This window comes from Brachyspira pilosicoli, assembly GCF_019402445.1.
Classification (GTDB): Bacteria; Spirochaetota; Brachyspiria; order Brachyspirales; family Brachyspiraceae; genus Brachyspira; species Brachyspira pilosicoli_B.
Genome location: NZ_SRZM01000073.1, coordinates 1 through 22154, shown reverse-complemented (window position 1 = coordinate 22154; position 22154 = coordinate 1). Strand labels below are relative to the sequence as shown.

At 29.1% G+C, this 22154-nt stretch carries 21 protein-coding genes, 1 tRNA gene and 1 riboswitch; of the genes, 4 read left to right on the top strand and 18 right to left on the bottom strand.

What is annotated here, in order from left to right; genetic code table 11:
* Positions 1-8: 8 nt before the first annotated feature.
* The 3 genes from thiM to E6A48_RS03030 all read right to left on the bottom strand — a co-directional run bounded on the left by thiM (position 9) and on the right by E6A48_RS03030 (position 3083).
* Positions 9-803 (bottom strand): hydroxyethylthiazole kinase, encoded by a 795-nt coding sequence (gene thiM, locus E6A48_RS03040; protein WP_219708511.1) that lies wholly within the window; start codon positions 801-803, stop codon positions 9-11.
* A 170-nt stretch (positions 804-973) separates the two neighbouring features.
* A complete protein-coding gene (locus E6A48_RS03035) occupies positions 974-2323 on the bottom strand; it encodes a YjiH family protein (RefSeq protein ID WP_219708510.1) in 1350 nt (449 codons plus the stop codon).
* 109 nt (positions 2324-2432) lie between these two features.
* Positions 2433-2537: riboswitch (TPP riboswitch) on the bottom strand.
* A 6-nt stretch (positions 2538-2543) separates the two neighbouring features.
* Entirely contained in the window at positions 2544-3083 is a 540-nt protein-coding gene (locus E6A48_RS03030) for a rubrerythrin family protein (protein ID WP_219708509.1), read from the bottom strand.
* A gap of 296 nt (positions 3084-3379) precedes the next feature.
* On the opposite strand from E6A48_RS03030, the gene E6A48_RS03025 reads away from it, so the two are divergent.
* From E6A48_RS03025 to E6A48_RS03010, 4 genes are read left to right on the top strand one after another with little or no spacing between them, the layout of a single operon-like run.
* Positions 3380-5236, top strand: coding sequence for a ribonuclease J (locus E6A48_RS03025; protein WP_219708508.1), 1857 nt, complete (start codon positions 3380-3382; stop codon positions 5234-5236).
* A complete protein-coding gene (gene sppA / locus E6A48_RS03020; RefSeq protein ID WP_258018526.1) occupies positions 5119-6219 on the top strand; it encodes a signal peptide peptidase SppA in 1101 nt (366 codons plus the stop codon). The genes E6A48_RS03025 and sppA overlap by 118 nt, the downstream gene beginning before the upstream one ends.
* Position 6220: 1 nt before the next feature.
* Positions 6221-6784 carry a hypothetical protein gene (locus E6A48_RS03015; protein WP_219708507.1) on the top strand — a complete coding sequence of 188 codons (564 nt, stop codon included), beginning with the start codon at positions 6221-6223 and terminating at the stop codon, positions 6782-6784.
* A gap of 9 nt (positions 6785-6793) precedes the next feature.
* The gene (locus tag E6A48_RS03010; RefSeq protein ID WP_219708506.1) at positions 6794-8089 is read left to right on the top strand and encodes an LptF/LptG family permease; all 1296 of its coding nucleotides are present in this window, start codon (positions 6794-6796) and stop codon (positions 8087-8089) included.
* A 228-nt stretch (positions 8090-8317) separates the two neighbouring features.
* On the opposite strand, the gene E6A48_RS03005 is transcribed toward E6A48_RS03010, so the two are convergent.
* The 15 genes from E6A48_RS03005 to E6A48_RS02935 all read right to left on the bottom strand — a co-directional run.
* Positions 8318-10420 carry a 6-bladed beta-propeller gene (locus tag E6A48_RS03005; protein WP_219708505.1) on the bottom strand — a complete coding sequence of 701 codons (2103 nt, stop codon included), beginning with the start codon at positions 10418-10420 and terminating at the stop codon, positions 8318-8320.
* Positions 10421-10506: 86 nt separating this feature from the next.
* Positions 10507-10579: transfer RNA gene (locus E6A48_RS03000), tRNA-Thr, on the bottom strand.
* 58 nt (positions 10580-10637) lie between these two features.
* A complete protein-coding gene (locus tag E6A48_RS02995; RefSeq protein ID WP_219708504.1) occupies positions 10638-11354 on the bottom strand; it encodes a lytic transglycosylase domain-containing protein in 717 nt (238 codons plus the stop codon).
* Between the two features lie 20 nt (positions 11355-11374).
* Positions 11375-11812, bottom strand: a complete 438-nt coding sequence (locus tag E6A48_RS02990) for a flagellar FliJ family protein (protein ID WP_219708503.1) — start codon at positions 11810-11812, stop codon at positions 11375-11377.
* 18 nt (positions 11813-11830) lie between these two features.
* The gene (locus E6A48_RS02985) at positions 11831-13300 is read right to left on the bottom strand and encodes a FliI/YscN family ATPase (protein WP_219708502.1); all 1470 of its coding nucleotides are present in this window, start codon (positions 13298-13300) and stop codon (positions 11831-11833) included.
* Between the two features lie 39 nt (positions 13301-13339).
* The gene (gene fliH / locus E6A48_RS02980; protein ID WP_219708501.1) at positions 13340-14239 is read right to left on the bottom strand and encodes a flagellar assembly protein FliH; all 900 of its coding nucleotides are present in this window, start codon (positions 14237-14239) and stop codon (positions 13340-13342) included.
* Between the two features lie 38 nt (positions 14240-14277).
* Positions 14278-15312: a flagellar motor switch protein FliG gene (gene fliG / locus E6A48_RS02975; protein ID WP_013245001.1), complete on the bottom strand. Its 1035-nt coding sequence runs from the start codon at positions 15310-15312 to the stop codon at positions 14278-14280.
* Between the two features lie 37 nt (positions 15313-15349).
* A complete protein-coding gene (fliF, locus tag E6A48_RS02970) occupies positions 15350-17047 on the bottom strand; it encodes a flagellar basal-body MS-ring/collar protein FliF (protein ID WP_219708500.1) in 1698 nt (565 codons plus the stop codon).
* 216 nt (positions 17048-17263) lie between these two features.
* Complete coding sequence (locus E6A48_RS02965; RefSeq protein ID WP_219708498.1) at positions 17264-17749, bottom strand: CinA family protein; 486 nt, start codon at positions 17747-17749, stop codon at positions 17264-17266.
* 11 nt (positions 17750-17760) lie between these two features.
* Complete coding sequence (locus E6A48_RS02960) at positions 17761-18090, bottom strand: branched-chain amino acid transporter permease (protein WP_014936278.1); 330 nt, start codon at positions 18088-18090, stop codon at positions 17761-17763.
* A complete protein-coding gene (locus E6A48_RS02955) occupies positions 18083-18799 on the bottom strand; it encodes an AzlC family ABC transporter permease (protein WP_219708497.1) in 717 nt (238 codons plus the stop codon). Before E6A48_RS02955 ends, E6A48_RS02960 begins: the two co-directional genes overlap by 8 nt.
* Before the next feature lie 74 nt (positions 18800-18873).
* Positions 18874-19611: a copper homeostasis protein CutC gene (locus E6A48_RS02950; protein ID WP_219708496.1), complete on the bottom strand. Its 738-nt coding sequence runs from the start codon at positions 19609-19611 to the stop codon at positions 18874-18876.
* Positions 19612-19819: 208 nt separating this feature from the next.
* Complete coding sequence (locus tag E6A48_RS02945) at positions 19820-20302, bottom strand: glutathione peroxidase (protein ID WP_219708494.1); 483 nt, start codon at positions 20300-20302, stop codon at positions 19820-19822.
* 76 nt (positions 20303-20378) lie between these two features.
* Positions 20379-20876: a thiol peroxidase gene (tpx, locus tag E6A48_RS02940; RefSeq protein ID WP_219708493.1), complete on the bottom strand. Its 498-nt coding sequence runs from the start codon at positions 20874-20876 to the stop codon at positions 20379-20381.
* Positions 20877-20984: 108 nt separating this feature from the next.
* On the bottom strand, positions 20985-22154 hold a 1170-nt coding region (locus tag E6A48_RS02935; RefSeq protein ID WP_219708492.1), incomplete at its 5' end, for a UDP-N-acetylmuramoyl-L-alanyl-D-glutamate--2,6-diaminopimelate ligase.

Genomic DNA, 22154 nt, shown 5'->3' with positions numbered 1-22154 from the left:
AAGCAAAATTATAAACTAACTCTTTTAGAAGCATCATCAATATCAAGTTTATAAAGCTCATCAACAAAAGCAACTGCAAAACTAGCAGGAGCATCAGCTTTTTTTGAAGCTTTTTCACCAGCTGAAGCCATTATACACATAGCAGAAGCAGCAGCAATTAAAGGCTCAGCAACAGCAATCATAGCACCTGTTATAGCAGTAGATGTGCAGCCCATACCTGTATTAACAGGCATTAAAGGAGACCCTCCGCTTATATACAAAACTTTATCTCCGTCTGTGATGATATCAGTCTCTCCGCTTATGCTTACAACAGTGTTATACTCTTTAGCCAAATATTTTCCTGATTCTAACGCCATATTAACATTAGCACTGCTATCTACCCCTTTAGTTTTTATGCTCTCGCCGGCAAGCACCATTATCTCTGAAGCATTTCCCCTCACAACTTTAGGACTATAATTTTTAATTAAATCAATAGCTGTTTTAGTTCTTAATTTTGTAGCACCTGCTCCTACTGGGTCAAGCACAAAAGGCACATTTTTTTTATTAGCTATTTCGCATGCACTATGCATAGCCTCAATAGAAGTTTTTGTTAAAGTACCAATATTAATAACAAGCGATGAAGCAATAGAAAGCATATCCTCAAACTCTTCTTTTTCAAATGTCATCACAGGTGAAGCACCCACCGCAAGCAAAGCATTAGCTGTAATTTGCATAACAACATAATTAGTAATGTTATGCACTAATGGGCATTTAGCTTTCATATCTGTGATTGCTTTAATTATTTCATTTTGTAATGTATTCATTTTATACTCCTTATATTTTCATAATGAATGTTTTCTATAATAATTTTTTAATTTTTATTGTTCTTTTTCCCTGCTCGCGGTGCGGACTTCGTCAAAAGAACCAAAAAGTGCAAATAAAAATTATATTAATTTTCATATCATTTTCAAGAAAATTAATATAACTAAAATAATCATATCAAAAATAAATATGCAAAAGGCACTGCCAATATCAAAGAAAATATTATTCTTTCTATCCATATAACTATAATATCTCTTATTCTTATTGGAATGTCAGTAGCAAGCATACAAGGAATTGGTGCTGCAAAATAAAGTATTTCTGAAACACATACTATAGCTATTATACTTTTAGCTAATTGACTTGAATCCATAATAATGCTTGAAGAAGAAAACATCTCTACTATTGTTATAGAGCAAGCCTTAGCAACTGTATAAGCCTCATCTCCTAATCCTAATAATTTTGTAAACGGTAAAAATATGTAACTAATAAAATCAAATAAAGGTGTATAATTAACTATTAATAAACCTATAAATGTTATAGCCATAAAATTAGGCATTACAGATATTGATATTAATAAACCTTCTTTAAGATTTTTTAATATGCCGTTTAAAAAATTACTTTGTTTATCAGCAACTTTTACACCTTCATCTAATGCCTTACTAAAAATATTACCTCCTGTAAATTTAGGTTCTTCAATTACATCTCTATTCAAATAGCCTTTATCCGATTTACTTCTTAAAGGATAAAGCCTTACTGTAATTGCTGTAACTATAAATGTTATAGCCAAAGTTCCCCAAAAGTATATATTCCATTTATCTATAATGCCTAAAGTCTTTGCCACAACTACCATAAATGTAGTTGATACTGTAGAAAATCCTGTAGCTATAATGCAAGCTTCTTTAGTGGAATAAAATCCCTCTTTATAAACTTTATTAGTGATAAGAAGTCCCACAGAATAACTTCCTATAAAAGAAGCCAAAGCGTCTATCGATGACATACCCGGAGTCTTCCAAATAGGACGCATTATATAACGCATAAATATTCCTACAAAAGCCATAAGTCCGTAATCAATTAGAAAAGATAAACATACTGCACCTATTGGTATAAGAATTGCAACCTGTGTTAATAGTCTATAAGAGAAAGGAAGCATATTGGGTTTATGGAAGTCGGCAGGTCCTAATTTAAAATAAGCCATTATAACAAAAGGTATTGCTAAAAGTTTAATAAATGAAAATACTATCTCTGTTTTATTTTTATTCCAAGTCTTACTTATAAATGGATATACTCCCCCTATCATAGTAATTATTATACCGTAATAAGGTTCAACAAATGGAATCTTTCTTATAAAAACAACTAAATGATCTATAGGTATAGATTTTACACCATTAATATTTATAGTAATAAAAAACATAAAAACACCTATAGCACTTAAAATAAAAAATTTAAAATATGATGATTTGCTGTATTTAATAGTCAAATTATTATGTTTAAAAATACTTTCAGAATTTGAAACATTATTCATAAAAATTTCCTTTAAATAATTAATAATTTATAGAAACCTTAATGAAAAATAATGAGTGCATAAAAATAAAAAAACGAGACCAATTTAAGAAAACTGATCTCGTATTTTTTTTAACACAAAATTATTTCCCTACACTGGCATTATCCAACAGGTTATAAGGGTCTAAGTTTTTTAAACTTACTCTCAGCCTTTTCAAGCTCCCCTAAATATAATATCTCTATTAATATTTTTGGAACATTCTAGATGAACCTCCACAAGTCTCACATGTTTCTGGGAATTTATCAATATAAATATTTCCGCAGTTAGGACATAAATATAAAGAGATTTCAGTATTTGTATTTAAAAACTGAGTTTTAATTAACTCAAATAATTTAGCATGTTCTACCTCAACTTTACCAAGTGAAGTAACAGTTGAGCTTACTAGTTTATTTTGTTGTTCCAACATAACTTCCGCTAATTGAGGGTATAGAATAGTAGATTCATATACTTCCCCTTTAATAGCTACTTCTAAATTACTTTTATCATCTGCAATTTCAACATCAAGTAATTGAGGAACAAACTTAGTCATATCTAAGGAACTTCTTAATGCTAACTTTCTCATTTTTTCAGCATGTATTCGCTCTGCTAATGCTGTAGTAGAAAATACTTTTTGAACAGCCGGATTTTTAGATGCCTTAGAAAACTGAGAATATTTATTAGCAGCATTAGATTCCCCTTGAAAAATAGAAAATAAAACTTCTTCAAGAGATTTTACAGCCATATAAATAACTCCTTCAAAATAGTATTTAATATTTTTTAATGTGTTCATAAAAAATATTCATTTATGAAATATATTACATTTAACAGAAAAAAATATCAAGTGCATAAATAATTATAATTTTGTATTATAAAAACTATATTCTAATAAAAAACTTAATTATTAGAATTATATAAAACATTTAATAAATAAAAATAAGAAAGAGAATAATAATTTATAATAGCTTGACTTAATATTTCTTTACAGTTAAAATAAAAAAAATTTAAAAAATAACATAATAAAATAAAAGTAGTAAATAGATGAACAATAATGATAAGATAAGAATCATACCTTTAGGTGGCGTACAAGAAATTGGTATGAATATGACTGTTATAGAGTATGGAGATGAAGTATTAATAATTGATTGCGGATTTATGTTTCCTAAATATCATATGCTTGGTATAGATTATGTTATACCTGATACTTCATATTTGGAAGATAAAAACATAGTTGGATTAGTATTAACTCATGGACATGAAGACCATATAGGAGCTATACCTCATTTCTTAAGAAAATTTCCTAATATACAAATTTATGGTTCAAGATTAACAGCAGCATTTTTAAGAGCTAAATTAAATGACTATAAAAATGAATATAAAGATGTTAATATTTATGAGTTAGAGCCTAGAAATAAAATAAAAATAGGAATGAACTTTGATATAGAGTTTATAAGAGTTAATCATAGTATACCTGATGGTGTTGGCGTTGCTATCACTACTCCTCTTGGTGTTATAATACATACGGGAGATTTCAAAGTTGATTTAAATCCTACTACAGATAAATTTATAGACCTTTATAAGTTTGCTGAATATGGTGAAAATGGAGTTTTACTTCTTTTAGCAGATTCTACAAACTGTCATAAAAACGGTTTTTCTATGAGTGAAAGCGTTGTTCAAAACACTATGACGCCACTATTTGCATATGAAGACGGTATGATAATTGTTGCTGTGTTTGCAAGCAGTATAGAAAGAATACAAGATTTGGTAACCGCTGCTAAAATTAATAACAAATATGTAGCTTTTTCTGGAAGAAGTTTACTTAAATATACAAAGATAGCACAAGAGATGGGATATTTAAATTTATATGATATAGTGATACCTATAGATAAATTAAACAGATACCCAAGAGAAAAGATTGTATGCATCACAACCGGAACACAGGGAGAACCTTATTCCTCTCTTTCATTGATAGCCGCTGAGGCTCATAAGCATATAAAAGTAGAAGATGGAGATATGGTAATATTTTCTTCTAGCGTTATACCTGGTAATGAGATGTCTGTTACAAGAATGATTAATAATCTTTATGACCTTGGAGCTAAAATGGTGGGAGAAGACAAAAAACTTCTTCATGTATCTGGACATGCTTCTAGTGAAGATTTAAAGCTTATATATAGATTAGTAAAACCAAAATATTTTATACCTATTCACGGAGAGAAAAGGCATTTAATTAGCCATATAAAATTAGTAGAAGAACTTAATGGTCTTAATTCTAAAGGTTTTCTGCTTTATAATGGTAATGTTCTTGAAATAGATAGTTCTTTAGAAGCAAAAATTGCTGAGCCTATAGAGATAAGAAATATTTATGTTGATGGTAAGGGTGTTGGCGATTTGGAAGATAGTATATTCTTCGATAGAGAACAATTATCATTAAACGGCGTTGTTGTAGCCAATGTAGTCGCTAAAAAAAATAAAACTGGTAATTATGATATAAATATAGATATAGAAAGTAAAGGTTTCACATATAATGGAGCAGAAAAATCTTCTATAATAAGCAAAAATGAAGAGCTTATTAAAGAAGGTAAAAACTCTGCAACAGAAGCAGTTAGAAAATTACTCAATAGAAATAAAAGAACACCTTCTACTATAAAATATGAAGTACGTGAAGCTTTAAGAAAGAAGTTTATACAGATAATAGGAAGAGAGCCTGTTATATTTGTATCACTTTATATAGACAATGTTTATATAGATTTAGAGGAAAATAATATAGTTACGGAGGAAATATGTACGAACAAGACAACCAAGAGCAAGAAAATAGTACACAAGAAGAAAGTAAGGAATATACAAATAGCAGTAAAAAAATCGAAAAAGAAAAAAATAAAGAAAGCAAAAGATTTATAATATTTTCTTTATTAATACTAATTTCTATAATCATAGGTATTATTTCTGTATTTACTAAACCACAAAATAAAATTGCATCTGTTATTATAAAAGGAAAAGAAACTAATATTAATACTATACAAAATAAAGAAGGTGTTGCAATTATAGATTTAGTAGGTGTAATATCACATGTAGCAAGAAAAAACTCACTTGGAATAGAAGAAAAGTCTGTAACAGAAAAATTAATTGATGACTTTGAATATTATATGAAAGATAATAATGTAAAAGCTATAGTGTTACAAGTAGATAGCCCAGGAGGAGCTTTAACTTCTTGTGAAGAGGCATTAAAATATTTACAAGACCTAAAGAAAAAATATCCAAAGCCAATAGTAGCTTCATTTAGAAGTATGGCAGCAAGCGGAGGATATTATATCTCTATGATAGCTGATAAAATATATGCTAACGAATCAACACTCACTGGAAGTATAGGTGTAATATCTCAGTTTGTTAATGTATCTAGCTTAATGGATAAATATGGAATAAAAATGTACACAATAAAAAGTGGTAGAAACAAAGATTCATTATCTCCGTTTAGAGAGCCTAGAGAAGATGAGCTTGCTTATTGGCAGGATATGACTTATGAGTTTGTAGCTCAATTTACTAATGTGGTAGAAACTGCAAGAGGCGATAAAATTAAAGGCAACAGAGAAGATTTATTTGATGGAAGAGTATTTAGCGGAAAGAGAGCTTTAGAGGTAGGTTTAATTGACAATATCGGCACACTTCAAGATGCTATAAAAGATGCTGCTGAAATGGCTGACATAAAAGATGAAGAGCCTTATATTATAAAAAGACCAGAAAATAAAAATTTTATAAATCTAATATTATCAAGTATGCCTTTTGTTTATAAACCGCAAGCTTTGATACCTTATGAGGAATTAATAAATACTAAATATATAGGGGTTCCTATGTATATTTATCTTCCTAATTATATTGGAGAGTAAAATGAAAATATACGAGGCTATATATTATTATTTACTATCTCCTAAAGAGGCTATAAAAAAAGACTTAAAATTAGAATATGCTTTAATAATATATTTAATAGCATCTATTAGTATATCGATATCAGCTTTAATTACTATTGGAAATAAAAGCTCTATATTTAAATTATTAATACTTGTTTTTGGAATATCGACTTATATTGCAATATCAAATGTAATAAAAATAGCTGTTATTAATTTAACTACTACTCTATTAAATATATCTAATAAAAACTCTATTAAAAAATTTATAAAGAATTATTTTGCTGTATATGGAATATTTATTTTTATTTTACCAATAAGCTTAATTTTTATAAAAAGTTCTGCTTTATTTTTTATACAGGCTATTAGTTTTATAATATTTCAAATATATTACTTTTTTATATCATATTATAATATAAAGGAATCTTTTAATATAAATAGCTCATCAAAAGCATTTATTATTTTACTTTCTCCCATTATAATAGATTATTTAACATATATATCTTTAATTATATTAATATTTGGAGTTTTTATAAATAGTTTATAATTTATTGTTATGAAGAAGATAAAAAAATATATTATATTAGAAGCTATAGGTCCTTTTATAGCAGGTGTGCTTTTTTTTACATTTATATTCGTAATACAGCTTTTGCCAGAATTATTTAAGCTTATATTAAACAATGGTGCACCTATATGGACTTCTTTAGAGATATTTGTTTATATGCTTCCATTCAATGTTGCAATTACTATACCAATGTCTATACTAATGGCTGGAATTATGGGATATGGAAGACTTTCTTCTGATAATGAGATAATAGTGATGCGTGCTTTAGGTTTTTCTCATATGAGAATATATGCACCTATTATTATACTTGGATTTTTTACTTTTATATTTTCTTTGTTTTTTAATAATATTGTAATGACTGAATCAAATTACAGATATAGGGCTCTATTTTCTTATATAATTAATATCAGACCTTCTATTGCGGTTGGTAAATTAGAGTTTGCTTATATATCAGATATTAATTTATCTATTGGAGCATATTATAGTGATAATGATGGTATGTCTAATGTTGTTATTTATGATGGTAACTCTCAAGCTAGAAGAATTATTACAGCTAAAAACGGTAAATGGAAAAATAATGAAGCTAACTCTAAAGTTATAACATTAACTTTATATGATGGAATAGTTCAAGAGATGCCTGTGTATGGTTTTGTAAGTAATGATTTCACTGTATTTGATGCTATGGATATTAATATAGTAAGAAATGTAAGTAAATTGAATGACCATGAAAGGGGGCTTAGAGAGATTCCAGCTTGGGAAATAAGAAAAAAAATTAATACGACTATGAATGATTCACTTATAGCTCTAACGAATCAAATAAGTAATATGATATCAATGGCCTATTCTAATTCATTTATAACTAATATAGACGGCACAACAAATATAATATTAACAAATACTAATATATCTTTTGCTTCTTTTTCAAACACCTATGTTACAACAAACTCTGTAGAATTAGATAGATTATTTAATTACACAAAAAAAGAAGCTGTACCATATTTTTATTATGTAGAGTTTCATAAGTTTATATCTATACCTGCTGCTTGTTTGTTTATGGTATTTATTGGAGCTCCTTTGGGTATAGTAGGTAAAAGAAGCGGAAGAGGGTTTGGATTTGGTCTTTCTGTAATAGTAGTAGTAATATATTATATTTTAATTACAGTAGCAGAAATTATAGCAGGGAACAGAAAAGTACCAGGGTTTGTTGCCATGTGGTTTCCAAATATAGTATTAGCCGTCATAGGTGGTTTTCTCATGATACGCTCATTCTTTAGTAAAGGAAAATAATAATATAGTTATTATAATTTCAAAATATTTAATAAATTATTTTCTATAACAATAAGATTTGCTATAATAGATTCTTTGAGAGATGTAGATTTTTTCATTCTTATAAAAAGTAAAAGAAATTCAATCAGTAAGATTTTTTATATATTATGTGTTTTATAAAATATATAATATATAAAAAAGGAATAGATTATAAACCTATTCCTTTATAATATTTAATATGTAAAACTTTTAAGGCAATATAAATCCAGACTCCTCTTCACCAAACATATCTCTATAATTAACCCTAACCTTTAATGACCTATACTGACCTTTTTCTAAATTATTCTTAAAGCTATTGAAATAAATAAAATATCTTCCAAAATTAATATTTTTTATATTCATAAGCTCATTAGCATAATTAATAGAATTGTCAGCATTTATAGTATAACCATAAGTAGATTTAGTCATCAAATCATAGAAATAATTTGTTTTATTAGCTCCAATATAAACTTGATTCAATGAAACAGCATTATTTTTAGCATAGTTATAAAGGTCTGTAAAATCCATCATAGAAAATACTGTATCATCAGGGTCGCTTACTGAGAAATTAATAATAGCAGTTTTCTTAAAACTATTTGCAGAAAGCCTAATAGCCTCATAATAAGCATTATCTAAAGCTGATATACCGCCTACAAATCTAAAATTATTAGCATTTTCTAATATTCTTAAATTAGCAGCAGAATATCCATCAGATTTATAAACCTCATCATTATAATGTATAACCATTACTTCATCATTATTAGTTAAACTCAAAGTAAAATTACTAATCTCTTCTTTTATTCTGTTTTCATAAGGTCTAGCAGCAGCACTATCTTCAATCAAGAATATAAATCTATACTCATGAAGCTCTGGAGCATCATACATTCCAACTTTGGCGTATATATTATCATTCTCTATAACCTCAAAGTTTTCAGCAGTAAGACCAACAATAGGATTAGTAAGTCTGTCACGAACAGTTACAGAAGCAACAACAACAGGATATTTATTTAAATATTCTCTATCAATAAATACATCTAAATTAGCATAATACTCTTCTTTTCTTGTATAAACATCTATTCTTCCAGATAAGAAGTCTGTAAGATAAATACTCTTATTAGCATCTTCTGTTACAGATGTAGGAGTAGCAGTATATCTCTCAGAATTATTAAATAAAGTAAAAATATCATTATTTATATCATAATAATAAACCCTACTTCCATCAGCTATAAACAAATTTCCGTCAGAAGCAAAAGATAATCCTCTAGGCTCATTAAATAATTCATGCTTAATAGTAGAAATATAATTACCATTTAAATCAAATTTCTGTACTCTCTTATTGCCCATATCTGCAACATAAATATAATTATTATCAACAACTATACCCGCAGGAGAAAAGAACTCTCCCTCATTCTCACCCATCTTTCCAAAACTATCTAAATAATTTCCATTAACATCAAATACTACAATTCTATTATTTCCAGTATCAGATACATATAGCCTTCCTCCATTATCAGCATATAAAGATGAAGGACCAAGAAGCTGACCATTGCTTATACCAGTGTTTCCTATATTTGTAATATAATTTCCGTTATTATCGTATTTAAATATTTTATCTCTTTTAGTGTTTGCTATATATATATATCCGTTATCATCAATAGTAAAACCTCTAGGATTTTCTAATTTCTCATAAGGATAAACTCTTGTTACAAACTGTATAGCCTTTCTCCACCAACTATTTTGTTGTTGTTCCAATCTTTTGCCATTTGATATTTTTCTTATTAAGTTTCCGTTTACATCAAATTGCTTTAATGAAGAATCGCTATAATCTAATACATATAAAGTACCATCTTCAGACATTTCTATTTGTATAGGCTGATTAATATTTTTTAAGAAATTAGCATTTGTAGAGAAATTTTTGAGGTAAATAAAATTACTTAAAGTATCTTTAGTTTCTTCAGCAACATTTGCAGTATAATATTTATTAATTTTAGAAAGTATTATAGGGTCTTGATAACCCATTCTAGTAATATTCATCCATTCGTTAATAGCGAGATTCATATATCCAGCCTTATATAAAGCTCTACTATACCAATATCTAATAAATTTATCCATAGGATTTGTATTAAGAGAGGTTCTAAAGCTAGCTATTGCTGCATCATAACGTTCTTGATTATAATAATGTACACCTCTAATTAGTTCTCTGTAGGAGTCATAGCTGTCTGTGTTTACATAATACGGGGTTTTGTCTAAGGGGTATGAAAGCGATACAGTTACAAAAAAAATAACCATAAACGCTAGAAGTTTTACTCTCATAAATCCTCTTTTTTAGTTTTTATTTTATGGTTTTATTAAATTATAAATAATTACAAAATAAAAAAATATAATAATAATGATAACAAAGCCCACTATCGGGATTGAACCGATGACCCTCACCTTACCATGGTGATGCTCTACCTGCTGAGCTAAGTGGGCACTTTTTCATTTTTATTATAAAATTATAGACTAAAAAAGTCAAGCAAAAATAATATGTTTACTTTATATAGCCTATAATATTTTTAACATAATTTTTAGTTTCATCTATATTAGGTATTCTTTGTAATTTATCTACCAAAGAAGGACCCGCATTATAAGCAGATAAAGATAAATCTAATCTGCCATCATATCTATTTAGCATTTGTGATAAATATTTAGTACCAGCCATTATATTAGTATAAGGGTCTTTAAGCATCTCTTTATCGGTTACACCAAGACCAACTCCTGTAGAAGGCATTATCTGCATTAAACCAATAGCTCCCTTGTGGCTAACAGCATTAGGCATATAATTTGATTCTTGCTTTATAACTGCTTTAATCAAATCTTCAGGCACAGAATATTTAGTAGAAGCCTCTTTAATGATATCATCATAAGTTGATGGGAAAGATGCTTTTTTATATGCATTTAGAGCTTTAGCAAAATTATTGCTGGTATCATCATATACACCGAAAGAAATTTTACCATTAAATGCATCATTATTTATTTTTTTATTGCTTGTTTCTACTGTTGCAGCAAGATTATCAGTTTTATTTATATTATCTAAATTATCTAATTGACTATTATTTTTTACAGAGTTTTCTGCCATAGCTTCATTTAAATGCTCAGAAAAAGGCTTTGTAGGAGGAGTTGTATTAAGCGGAGCAAAACCCAATTGATTAAATCTCTCTTGAATCTCCCCTATTCTAACATGTATTCTTTGTACTGCCTCTATCATAAAAAAATCCTTAAATTATTTTAATTGACATAATAGTCATTTTTCCATTCATCTAATTTAGACTGTTCTTCCTTATTCATTAACTTTTTATATTCCAACAATTTTTTCTCTTTCAATATTTCAACAGCCCTTCTCTGTCTAGTAGCCTCTTGTAAAACATTCTGTCTTTTTCTAAGCTCAATTCCTATTTCAGACATCTTTCTGTCATGTATTGCTATTTGAGAGTTTAAAGCAAGCATATATTCTCCCAAATAAATACTCATATTAATCATCTCACTATTATCTTCAATGGAGTCTACTATTTTTATGCCATCATTTATTTTTAAAATGCAATTATCTTTACCCTCTTTTTCTTTGTTATATAAAGCAGAAACCTCCGCAACTTCAGCCTGTTTTTTTTTCTCTATGTTTTTTCTAAGTTTATATAAAGGCTCAAGTTTAAAATCAAATCTCTTCATAATCTTCTAACACTTAAATTATAATATTACAACACTCTCTTCCTGTTTAACATTATCGGAAATTTCTTTATAGTCATTTGCACTTTTTACATCGCCATTATTAAGTAAATCTTCTTCTATTTCATTCTTAGAATAAAACATAGAAAGCAGATTTTCTTTACTGTCTGCAAAACTAGAAAGCTCATACATATCCTGCTGTAAATACCTATCCATCAAAGGTTTATATTCTATAGCCCTATCAACTTCAGGCATACTTCCCTTAGCATAACCGCCAATCATAATAAGCTCTTTAACTTCATTATAATCAGCACTCATTTTTAAAAACTCTCTAGCAGCCTTTTTATGCATATTAGAAACAACTTCATTCATAATCCTAGATATGCTTTTATTTATATCAATAGCAGGGAAATGCCCTCTATTAGCTAAATCTCTAGATAAAACAATGTGCCCATCTAATATACCTCTAACAGCATCAGTAATAGGCTCGTCCAAATCATCACCTTCAACCAATACATTGTAGAAAGCTGTAATTGTGCCTTTTGAAGAAGTACCAGTTCTCTCTAATAGTTGTGCTAATTCTGAAAAAACACTAGGAGTATATCCTCTTGTAGTAGGAGGCTCACCTCTAGAAAGACCTATCTCTCTTTGAGCTAAAGCAAAACGAGTTACAGAATCCACCATAAACATAACATCTTTGCCTTTATCTCTAAAATATTCGGCTATTGTAGTAGCAGTGTACGCAGCACGAACTCTCAAAAGCGGAGCATCATCACTTGTAGCAACAACAACTACACTTCTTTTTAATCCCTCTTCTCCAAGGTCTCTTTCTATAAAATCTAATACCTCTCTTCTTCTCTCACCAATCAATGCAATAACATTAACATCAGCATTAGTGTTTCTAGCTATCATAGATAAAAGAGTAGACTTACCAACACCCGTACCGCTCATTATAGCCATACGCTGCCCCTTGCCAACCGTAAGAAGCCCATCTATTGCACGCACGCCTGTTTGTATATTCTTTTTAATTCTTGGTCTATTTAATGGATTTACAGAAGTATGATTTATAGATATAGGAGTTTCATAAAACTTATGTCCTCCGCCGCTTAAAGGCTTACCCATACCATTTAATACAGTGCCTAAAATTTTATCAGAACAAATTATAGATAAAGGCTTATCAGAAGAATAAACCATATTTCCAAAAGTAATACCATTTACACTTTCGTAAGTAGAAAGTAAAACATCTTGATTTCTAAACCCTATAACTTCAGCATCTATATATGTATCATCATTTTTGTATATACGGCAAATATCTCCAAGCTTTGCAAAAGGACCTTCACTCACAACAAGAGAACCTATAACCTCTTTTACCTTACCGCAAAACTTGAGCATTGCAACATCATCAACAACCTTTCTGTATTTGTCAAAAGAGTCATGTATCTCTCTAAAAGAATGCTCTCTATCACCCTCTATTTTTCCGCCTTCAAACATAAATAAACCTTTTTATATATAGTAGTTTTTTCTTAATAATTAAAATCCTTTTATAGGCTCTACTTCTTTTATAGCAGTTTCTATTTCATTTAATTGAGTGTTAATTCTAGCATCAATGTCGCCGAAATCAGTTTCTATCATACAACCACCCACATCAACATTAGGGTCTTCTAATACAGTAACACCCTCAATCTTGTCTAGCATCTGATAAAACTCATCTTTATGCCTTGCAGAAATCTCTAAATCATCGATATTTACCCTTATAGTGATTTTAGTTCTTCCTTTAATTCTTCTTAATGCCTCTTGAATATTTCTTATTACTATACCTTTATCTTTTTCTGTGAGCATTTTTACTACTCTCTTAGCAATGAGTATAGCAACCTCTATAAGCTGAGCTTCTGCTGTGTCTATTATTTCATTTCTTTTATTAATAGTTTCAGCTAATATCTTTTTTAACTTTTCATTAAGTTTAGTTAAATCATTATTGCCGTCAGCAAAAGATTTTTCAAAGCCCTCATCATAACCTTTAGCATATCCTTCTTTGTATGCTGCATCTTTTATAGATTCAGACTCGCTTTGTATTCTCTCTTTTTCAGCATTAGCATCTTGTATAATTCTTGAAGCATCAACTTTAGCCTGTTCAGACATAATATGCACTTCATTTTGCTTAGCTTTAAAAATTTCAAAAGCCTGATTTTTAGCATCTTCTATAATTCTCTGAGCCTCATCAGCAGCCTTTCTTCTCATGTCTTTTAAATCTTCTTCCCACTGAGCTCTAAGTCCAGCAATCTCTGCCTCAATCTCCTCTATAGAAGGACCATGATATTCTTCCTGCTCTTCAAAATCTATCTCCTCTTGAAGCTTATGATGCGGTACAGCTATATTAACTTTCTGAGTAAGTTCAACAATACTTTTAGCCTTAAAAACCTTTTCTGGCATAATTAAAACTCCTAATTAATAATCAAATAAATTACACATCAAACAACCATTTCATCTTCACCAGCACGAGCCACAACAATGTCTCCCTGCTCTTCAAGCTTACGAATGATATTAACGATCTTTTGCTGAGCTTCTTCAACATCTTTAAGACGAACAGGTCCCATAAAGTCCATATCCTCTTTAAGCAATGCAGCAGCACGTTTAGACATGTTTCTATATACTTTATCTTGAGCATCAGAATCAACACTCTTAAGTGCCTTAGCCAAATCACTAGAGTCAACTTCACGTAAAACTTTCTGTATAGCTCTGTCATCAAGTAAAACAATATCTTCGAATACAAACATACGTTTCTTGATTTCTTCTGCAAGTTCTGGGTCGTCTTCTTCCAAACTCTCGATAATACTTTTCTCTGTAGACCTATCAACACTGTTAATAATTTCAACTATAGAATCTATACCGCCCGCAGAAGTAAAGTCTTCACTAGCAAGTGTAGAAAGTTTTCTCTCAAGTACCCTTTCAACCTCTCTTAAAACCTCTGGAGAAGTTCTGTCCATTGTAGCAATTCTCTTAGCAACATCAGGCTGTATTTCTGAAGGCAATGCTCCTAATATGCTTGCAGCTTTTGGAGCTTCCAAATATGCTAAAATAAGTGCTATAGTTTGAGGGTGCTCACCTTGTATAAAGTTAAGCAAGTGAGCTGGGTCTGTACGGCGTATAAAATCAAATGGTCTTACTTGTAATGAAGAAGTAAGTCTATTGATTATATCGCTTGCCTTCTGGCTTCCTACAGATCTTTCAAGCAAGTCTCTAGCATAATCTATACCGCCTTGAGTTATAAAGTCTTGAGCTATCATCATCTCTTGGAATTCTCTAAATACAGCATCTTTATCGGCAGATTCAATATTCTCAAGTCTCGCAATATCAAATGTGATTTGCTCTATTTCCTCTTCGCGTAAATGCTTGAATATCTCACTAGAAGCTTCCATTCCCAAAGAAACTAAAAATATAGCAACTTTCTGACGTCCGCTTAATACGCGTTGTTTTTTTTCTTTTTCATTATTAGCCGTAGCCATACTTAAACTCCTATTAAAATTTATAACTCAATATTTTTTACTTATCGTCTGCCATCCAAGTACGTAGCAACTGAGCAACATCTTCTGGTCTTTCATGACTTACTCTTATAACCTCTTCCATTAATTTCTTACGAGCTGCATCCTCTAAATTAATTTCAGTCATAGGCTCTTCATTAGCATTCATCATAGCTTGTCTACGCATTTCCATTTGCTTACGTTCAAGCTCTTCTTCTCTAAGTCTGCGTCTTCTAGCAAGCTCTTTCTGTATAGATCTGATTATAAGCACTAATATAAACAATGCTAATAATCCTATCATAGAAATTATAAGAACTCTCTTTATAAAATTGTTTCTTAATAATTTAGCATCTTCTGCATTAAATCTATCCCAATGGTCAAACTGAATATGCGTTACACTTACTTGGTCGCCTCTTTTTAAGTCATATCCTATAGCAGCTTGTACTAATGCTGTAACATTTTTTATCTCATCAGCAGTTACTGGATGATATTCTCTTAAATAACTAGAACCATTAGTTATTATAGCATTACCATTAGCATCATAAACCTTTGTCCATCTTCCATCTAAAGCAACAGCAGCAGATATTTTACCTATTTGATAGCTTCCTTTCTTTATAGCCTCATATCTTTTGCTTAATTCATAGTTATCTTGGCTATCTGTTTTTGTGTATGTTTGCCATCTGTCTGTTTTATCTTTATATCCAGGAGGAACATTCTCCTCTGCACCAGCTGCACCTTGCGGTATAAATTGCTGACCTTTCCAATCCTCTGTTACTGTACGGCTTGATACTTGAACTTTGTTTGTAAATTGGCTGTCATCATAAGGTGTGGTTGGGTCATCTTCTTTAAGTATTATAGGAAGTACTAAATTATTTGTTATACTAATATCGTCCCATATAAGCTCTAATGCTATTGTAGTTTCTACTCTGTTTGTATATATTCTTCCTAATGTTTGTCTTATTTTATTTTCTATCTTCTTTCTCTCTCTATCAACTATTTTTAACTCTTCTTGAGCTACTTTTAATTTTAAGTTAGCAGCCTCATCTGTAAAATCAGTTAATACATAGCCTGTACTGTCTGTAATTGTTACAAACTCCGGCTTTAATTTATCAACACCCATAGCTATTAATTGCTGTAAGCCTCTAACTGTTTTTGGATCCCTTAAAATTTCTTCTTTAAAAGGCTGAGCTTTGATTACTACTGATGCTGTAACTGGTGAATCTACATCTGTTAAGTATTCTTTCTTAGGAAATGCTAAATCAACTGTAGCCTCTTGTACAAAATCTAATTTAGTTAAAAGCTGTGTTATTGCTTTTGTTAATGACCTTCTTTTGTTAATATCCAATTCTGCATCTGTTATACCGATACGAGGAGCATCAAATAATTCCCAACCGTCTACTCCCATTGGCATTCTGCCTTCTTTTACCAATTCTAATTCGGCTTTAGCTTTATCAGATTCATTGTTTAATGTAATAAATCCATTTCTATATTGATACTTTATATTGTTTGCATCTAAAACAGCTATAACATTTCTTGCATCTTCTTGTGTTAATGCATTTTGAAATAATAATGTACCTGCCCTTCTAGAAGTAAAAAACACTGTAGCTACTATTGCTCCCAAAGCAACTACTAATACCCCTATGAGTATTGCTTTTTGTACTTTTGTAGTTTTTGCGAAAATATTTTTTACTTGCCCAATTAATTTATTCACAAAATCCATTAGAATACCACCTTAAAAAGTTCTCTTTATATTGTATCGGCTATAGTTATGTTTACTTTATAAAAAAATTATGTTTATTTCCAAATTTTTTATATATTTTATATATTAGTTTACATAATTATTTTTGTCAATAAGTAAACATAATATTTTTGAGCCTTTATATTACTTTTTTCGCTTTTTAAAGGTTTTACTATCGTTTTTTAATATTTTCATAAATTAAAGATTTTGTATATAATTTTCAACCAAATCTAAAGCAAATAGCACGCTTAACTCTCTAATATTGTCTCTGTCGCCGTAGAATATATTTTTGTAAGCTTTTATATAATTTTCTGCTGATATACATGTAAATACCAATCCAACAGGCTTCTCTTCAGTACCTCCATTTGGACCTGCTATGCCACTTATCGCTATTGATATATCACTACTCATTATTTTTCTGCTGTTTTCTGCCATTTCTAATACGCACTCTTCACTAACTGCACCATATTTTGATAGAGTTTCTTCTTTTACACCTATTATTTTATTTTTTATTCTATTAGAATATGTTACAAAAGAGCCTTCAAAACATTCTGATGAACCGCTTACAGATGTTATATAAGAAGAAAAAAGCCCGCCCGTACAAGACTCTGCAGAAGTAATCTTTAATTTCTTTTCAATAAGAAGTTTTACTACATTTTGAGATTTTACTTTTATTCTATCCATAAACATAAATCCTAAACAAAAATAACCTGCACCAAAAACATATATACAACTGTGCCTAAACCTATGCTAATAAGAACATTTCTTTTAACAATTTGAAAAACAGCTACTACAATTATAGATATTATTTCAGGCAAGCCATACGGGAATTTTATTATATTTATATCTTTTATGCAATATATTACAAGAAGAGCTATCATAGCATAAGGCATTATATCGCCTAAATATTTAATATATCTTCTCTCAGCAATAGACTTTCTTATTATTATAAAAGGCAAAAATCTTAAAATAGCCGTTGCAAAAACAATTATTAATGCAGTTATAAAAAGTTCTTTATTAGTCATTAATTTTACCTTCTTTATGCTTATCAAAATTATAACTAACGCTTATCACTATAAATATTAAAATCATAGAAAGCACTATAAATATATTAGTTTTAAATATCAAAATAGGTATAGAACATATAAGCCCTATAATAGCACCCTTATGATTATTATCACTATCAAGCCACTGCTCTACAAATATCACAACAAATAAAGCAGTTAAAACAAAATCAAGTCCCTTCGTATTAAATTTAACAACATTCCCTATTAAACAGCCAATCAAAGTACCTAAAGCCCAATAAATATAATCAAAAAAAGAAACAAAAAATAAAAACGCTTTTCTGTTTACATTTTCAGGCACATTGCCGCTGCAAAGTATAGAAAAAGTTTCATCGCTCAAAGAAAATATTAAAAATGGTTTTAATAAACCTGTTCCTTTATATTTACTTACCATTGATATACCATAAAAAGACATTCTTGAGTTTACTGTTAATGTTAATATAAAAGCATATATAGGGTTAAAAGGAGCTAAAAACAAATAATTGATAGCCACATACTGCATACTTCCGCAGTATGCTGCCATACTCATAAACATAGCAAGAAAAGTGCTAAAACCTTTTGCTTTCATTAATATACCATAGGCCATACCTAAAAATAAATATCCTATAAGAACTGGTATAGTCTTTGGAAGAGCATATTTTAATGTGGAAACTAATTCTTCTTTATTCATATTTTTATATTTTTTTTAATTATTTATTAAATTATTGAATAGATATCATAATTAAATATAAATTTATGTCAATATTATATTTTTGATTTTATATTTTTTACTTTGTTTTCATCGGTATATTTAACGCTAAACTCAGGCGGTCTTAAACTTGCCCCCATAAACACATTTTCATTTCTATATTGCATCACACTTTCAACTGTTTTGTTTGCTGTCATATGATATTCATTTGCTTTAACAGTGTCATTTATATATTCAATATTTCTTTCATTTATTCCACTTCCTGGCATTATTATTATTTTATCATTATATTTTTCAACCAATTCTTTTAATTTTATTATACCGCTCATAACATTAGCCTCACCTCCTGAAGTGAGTATTCTCTCAAAACCAAGCGATATAATATCCTCACATGCTTTATTTAAATCAGAGCTTACATCTATTGCCCTGTGAAAAGTAGCTTTATTAGTTCCCCATAAGTCTAATAATTTAGAGCATCTTTCTTTATCAACTTTTCCTTCTTTTGTTAGTATACCAAATACTATGCCGTCAATTTGTAATTCTTTCATGAGTTTTATTTCTCTTTTCATTATTTCAAACTCAATATCATTATAACAAAAATCCCCACCTCTCGGACGAACCATTGCATATATTGGTTTGCTTATATTTTCTCTTGCTAATTGCAAAACTCCAAAACTAGCGGTTGTGCCTCCTTCAAACATATTGCCACAAAGCTCAAGTCTGTCAGCTCCACCTTTTTCAGCATTTAGGCATGACTCTACACTGTCTACACATATTTCTATTTTTTTATCCATAAATAATAATGCCTCTAATAAAATTTATAATTTTAATTAAAATATATAAATTATACTAAAAATTGTCAATTATAAAAAATATGATGTAACATTGAAAAATTAAAGACTTATTTTTACAATATTTATTAATTATTTCATAATTAGATTAAAAATCTATAATAAAAAAGAGCTTCTATACAAATAACATATAAAAGCTCTTAATTTTTCATTATTTTTTTAATAACTCTGATACTATCTCATCGAGTTCTTCAGGTTTTACCCTAGGGTCATAACGACCTACTATATTACCTTGCCTATCTATTAAAAATTTACCGAAATTCCATCTTATTTTATCAACACCCTCTTCTGTTGGTTTTTCTGTTCTTAAATAAGTAAATAAAGGGTCAGCATTTTTGCTATTAACTTTTACTTTATCAAATAACTTAAAAGTAACGCCGTATTTTTCTTTTCTAAACTCAGCAATTTCTTCAATAGGATCTTTTGCCTGTCCGCCGAATTGATTACAAGGAAAGTCTAATATTTCAAAACCATCTTTTTTATATTTTTTGTATAAATCCTGCAACGCAGAATATTGTTTAGTAAACCCTCATTTAGTAGCACTATTAATTATAAGTAAAACTTTTCCTTCATATTTTTTTAATTTTACATCTTTGCCTTCAGCATCTTTTACTGTATAGTCATATATACTCATTTCTTAAACTCCTTATTTAAAAAAAGCATACCTTTAACAAATAAAGATATGCTTAATTTCTAAAATATTTTTTTAATTATAAAAGCTCTTTAGCTGCTTTTATTGCTGCTTCATAATCAGGTTCATTAGTGATTTCTGGAACATACTGTACATATTTTACAACATTGTTTTTATCAAGTACAAATACAGCACGAGTAAGAAGTTTTAATTCTTTTATTAAAGTACCAAATTTCTTACCAAAATCTCTTTCAGCATAATCTGATAATACTATATGTGAATTAGCATTAGCAGCAGCACACCATCTTGCTTGAGCAAAAGGTAAATCTAAAGAAACTGTTACAACTGTTACACCAGGTAAAGAAGCAGCTTCTTTATTAAATCTTTTAGTTTGCACATCACATACAGGAGTATCCAAAGATGGTACAGAAGAAATAATTTTTACTGTATCGCCAGCATCTTTTAAAGACCATGGACTTAAATCTGTTTTAACTCCAGTAAAATCAGGAGCTTTAGCACCTTCTACTAATGCAACACCTTCTAAATGTACTTCTCCGCCTTGAAATGTTATCTTCATAATATTTATCTCCTTCAAATTAAAAATCAAAAAAATTTATATTATTTAAAAACTATATATCTTTAAATAAATAAAGTCAATAGAAAGAAGCATATTTTTTAGAATACTCTAACATTTATTAATATCTAATAATGCTTCTCTAGCAACTTCTCTGTCATCAAAATGAATCGTTTTATCTGGAAATATTTGATAAGTTTCATGACCTTTACCTGCTATTATCACTATATCATTTTCTTTTGCTTCTTTAATCGCCTCAAATATAGCTTCTTTTCTGTCTATTATCTTTTTATAATTAGAATTAGTAAAGCCCTTTTCTATATCAAACATAATTTGCTCTATGCTTTCAGTTCTTTGGTTATCTGTAGTTAATATAGATATATCAGCATATTTCTCTGCAATAGAAGCCATTATAGGACGTTTTTTTCTATCTCTGTCGCCTCCGCATCCAAATACCACTATCACCCTATTAGGCTTTAATTTTCTAGATTCCACTAATATATTCTCTAAACTGTCTGGAGTATGTGAATAATCAACAGCAACAATAAAAGGACATTTTTCGCTACTCACTATCTCAAATCTTCCAGAAACCTGAACCTTTCTAATAGCTTTTATTACTTTTTCTATATCCAATTTATATTCATATGCATAAGCTAAAACAGATAGAGAATTAACTACATTAAACTCGCCCAAAAGAGATAATTTTACTTTTGATATAAACTTTCCTTTAGCATAAAACTCATATTCACTATATTTTGAATTTAGAGTTATAATCTTTGCATAATAGTCTGCTTTTTCATTTAAGCCATAAGTAACCATTTTTAAATCTAATTTTTTTATATAATTTTTTATATCTTTAAAATAATCTGTACTTATGTTTATAATAGCTAATTTTTTCTTTTTAGAGCTTTGTTTAAGCAGAGAAAATAATTTTAATTTAGCCTTCAAATAATTTTTCATATCAATATGATAATCTAAATGGTCTTCTGTGAGATTTGTAAATATTGCAGCATCATAATTAATATAGTCGCATCTATCCATAGCAAGTGCCTGAGAAGAAGCTTCCATTACAATATGAGAAACATTTTTTTTATATGCTTTATCAAAAATATTTTCTAAGTCTACAGATTCTGGAGTTGTAAGATTTGTTTTTATTTCTGATTTGCCTATCATATTTTTTATAGTGCCTATTAAAGCTATTTTATTTTTATTACTCTCTAATGCGGCTTTTAATAGATAGCTTGTAGTGGTTTTTCCATTAGTGCCTGTTATTGCTATAGA

What these genes read in the sequence shown, in the direction of transcription:
- thiM (WP_219708511.1), bottom strand. Translation starts at nt 803, where the DNA reads ATGAATACATTACAAAATGAAATAATTAAAGCAATCACAGATATGAAA.
- E6A48_RS03035 (WP_219708510.1), bottom strand. Translation starts at nt 2,323, where the DNA reads ATGAATAATGTTTCAAATTCTGAAAGTATTTTTAAACATAATAATTTG.
- E6A48_RS03030 (WP_219708509.1), bottom strand. Translation starts at nt 3,083, where the DNA reads ATGGCTGTAAAATCTCTTGAAGAAGTTTTATTTTCTATTTTTCAAGGG.
- E6A48_RS03025 (WP_219708508.1), top strand. Translation starts at nt 3,380, where the DNA reads ATGAACAATAATGATAAGATAAGAATCATACCTTTAGGTGGCGTACAA.
- sppA (WP_258018526.1), top strand. Translation starts at nt 5,119, where the DNA reads ATGTACGAACAAGACAACCAAGAGCAAGAAAATAGTACACAAGAAGAA.
- E6A48_RS03015 (WP_219708507.1), top strand. Translation starts at nt 6,221, where the DNA reads ATGAAAATATACGAGGCTATATATTATTATTTACTATCTCCTAAAGAG.
- E6A48_RS03010 (WP_219708506.1), top strand. Translation starts at nt 6,794, where the DNA reads ATGAAGAAGATAAAAAAATATATTATATTAGAAGCTATAGGTCCTTTT.
- E6A48_RS03005 (WP_219708505.1), bottom strand. Translation starts at nt 10,420, where the DNA reads ATGAGAGTAAAACTTCTAGCGTTTATGGTTATTTTTTTTGTAACTGTA.
- E6A48_RS02995 (WP_219708504.1), bottom strand. Translation starts at nt 11,354, where the DNA reads ATGATAGAGGCAGTACAAAGAATACATGTTAGAATAGGGGAGATTCAA.
- E6A48_RS02990 (WP_219708503.1), bottom strand. Translation starts at nt 11,812, where the DNA reads ATGAAGAGATTTGATTTTAAACTTGAGCCTTTATATAAACTTAGAAAA.
- E6A48_RS02985 (WP_219708502.1), bottom strand. Translation starts at nt 13,300, where the DNA reads ATGTTTGAAGGCGGAAAAATAGAGGGTGATAGAGAGCATTCTTTTAGA.
- fliH (WP_219708501.1), bottom strand. Translation starts at nt 14,239, where the DNA reads ATGCCAGAAAAGGTTTTTAAGGCTAAAAGTATTGTTGAACTTACTCAG.
- fliG (WP_013245001.1), bottom strand. Translation starts at nt 15,312, where the DNA reads ATGGCTACGGCTAATAATGAAAAAGAAAAAAAACAACGCGTATTAAGC.
- fliF (WP_219708500.1), bottom strand. Translation starts at nt 17,047, where the DNA reads ATGGATTTTGTGAATAAATTAATTGGGCAAGTAAAAAATATTTTCGCA.
- E6A48_RS02965 (WP_219708498.1), bottom strand. Translation starts at nt 17,749, where the DNA reads ATGGATAGAATAAAAGTAAAATCTCAAAATGTAGTAAAACTTCTTATT.
- E6A48_RS02960 (WP_014936278.1), bottom strand. Translation starts at nt 18,090, where the DNA reads ATGACTAATAAAGAACTTTTTATAACTGCATTAATAATTGTTTTTGCA.
- E6A48_RS02955 (WP_219708497.1), bottom strand. Translation starts at nt 18,799, where the DNA reads ATGAATAAAGAAGAATTAGTTTCCACATTAAAATATGCTCTTCCAAAG.
- E6A48_RS02950 (WP_219708496.1), bottom strand. Translation starts at nt 19,611, where the DNA reads ATGGATAAAAAAATAGAAATATGTGTAGACAGTGTAGAGTCATGCCTA.
- tpx (WP_219708493.1), bottom strand. Translation starts at nt 20,876, where the DNA reads ATGAAGATAACATTTCAAGGCGGAGAAGTACATTTAGAAGGTGTTGCA.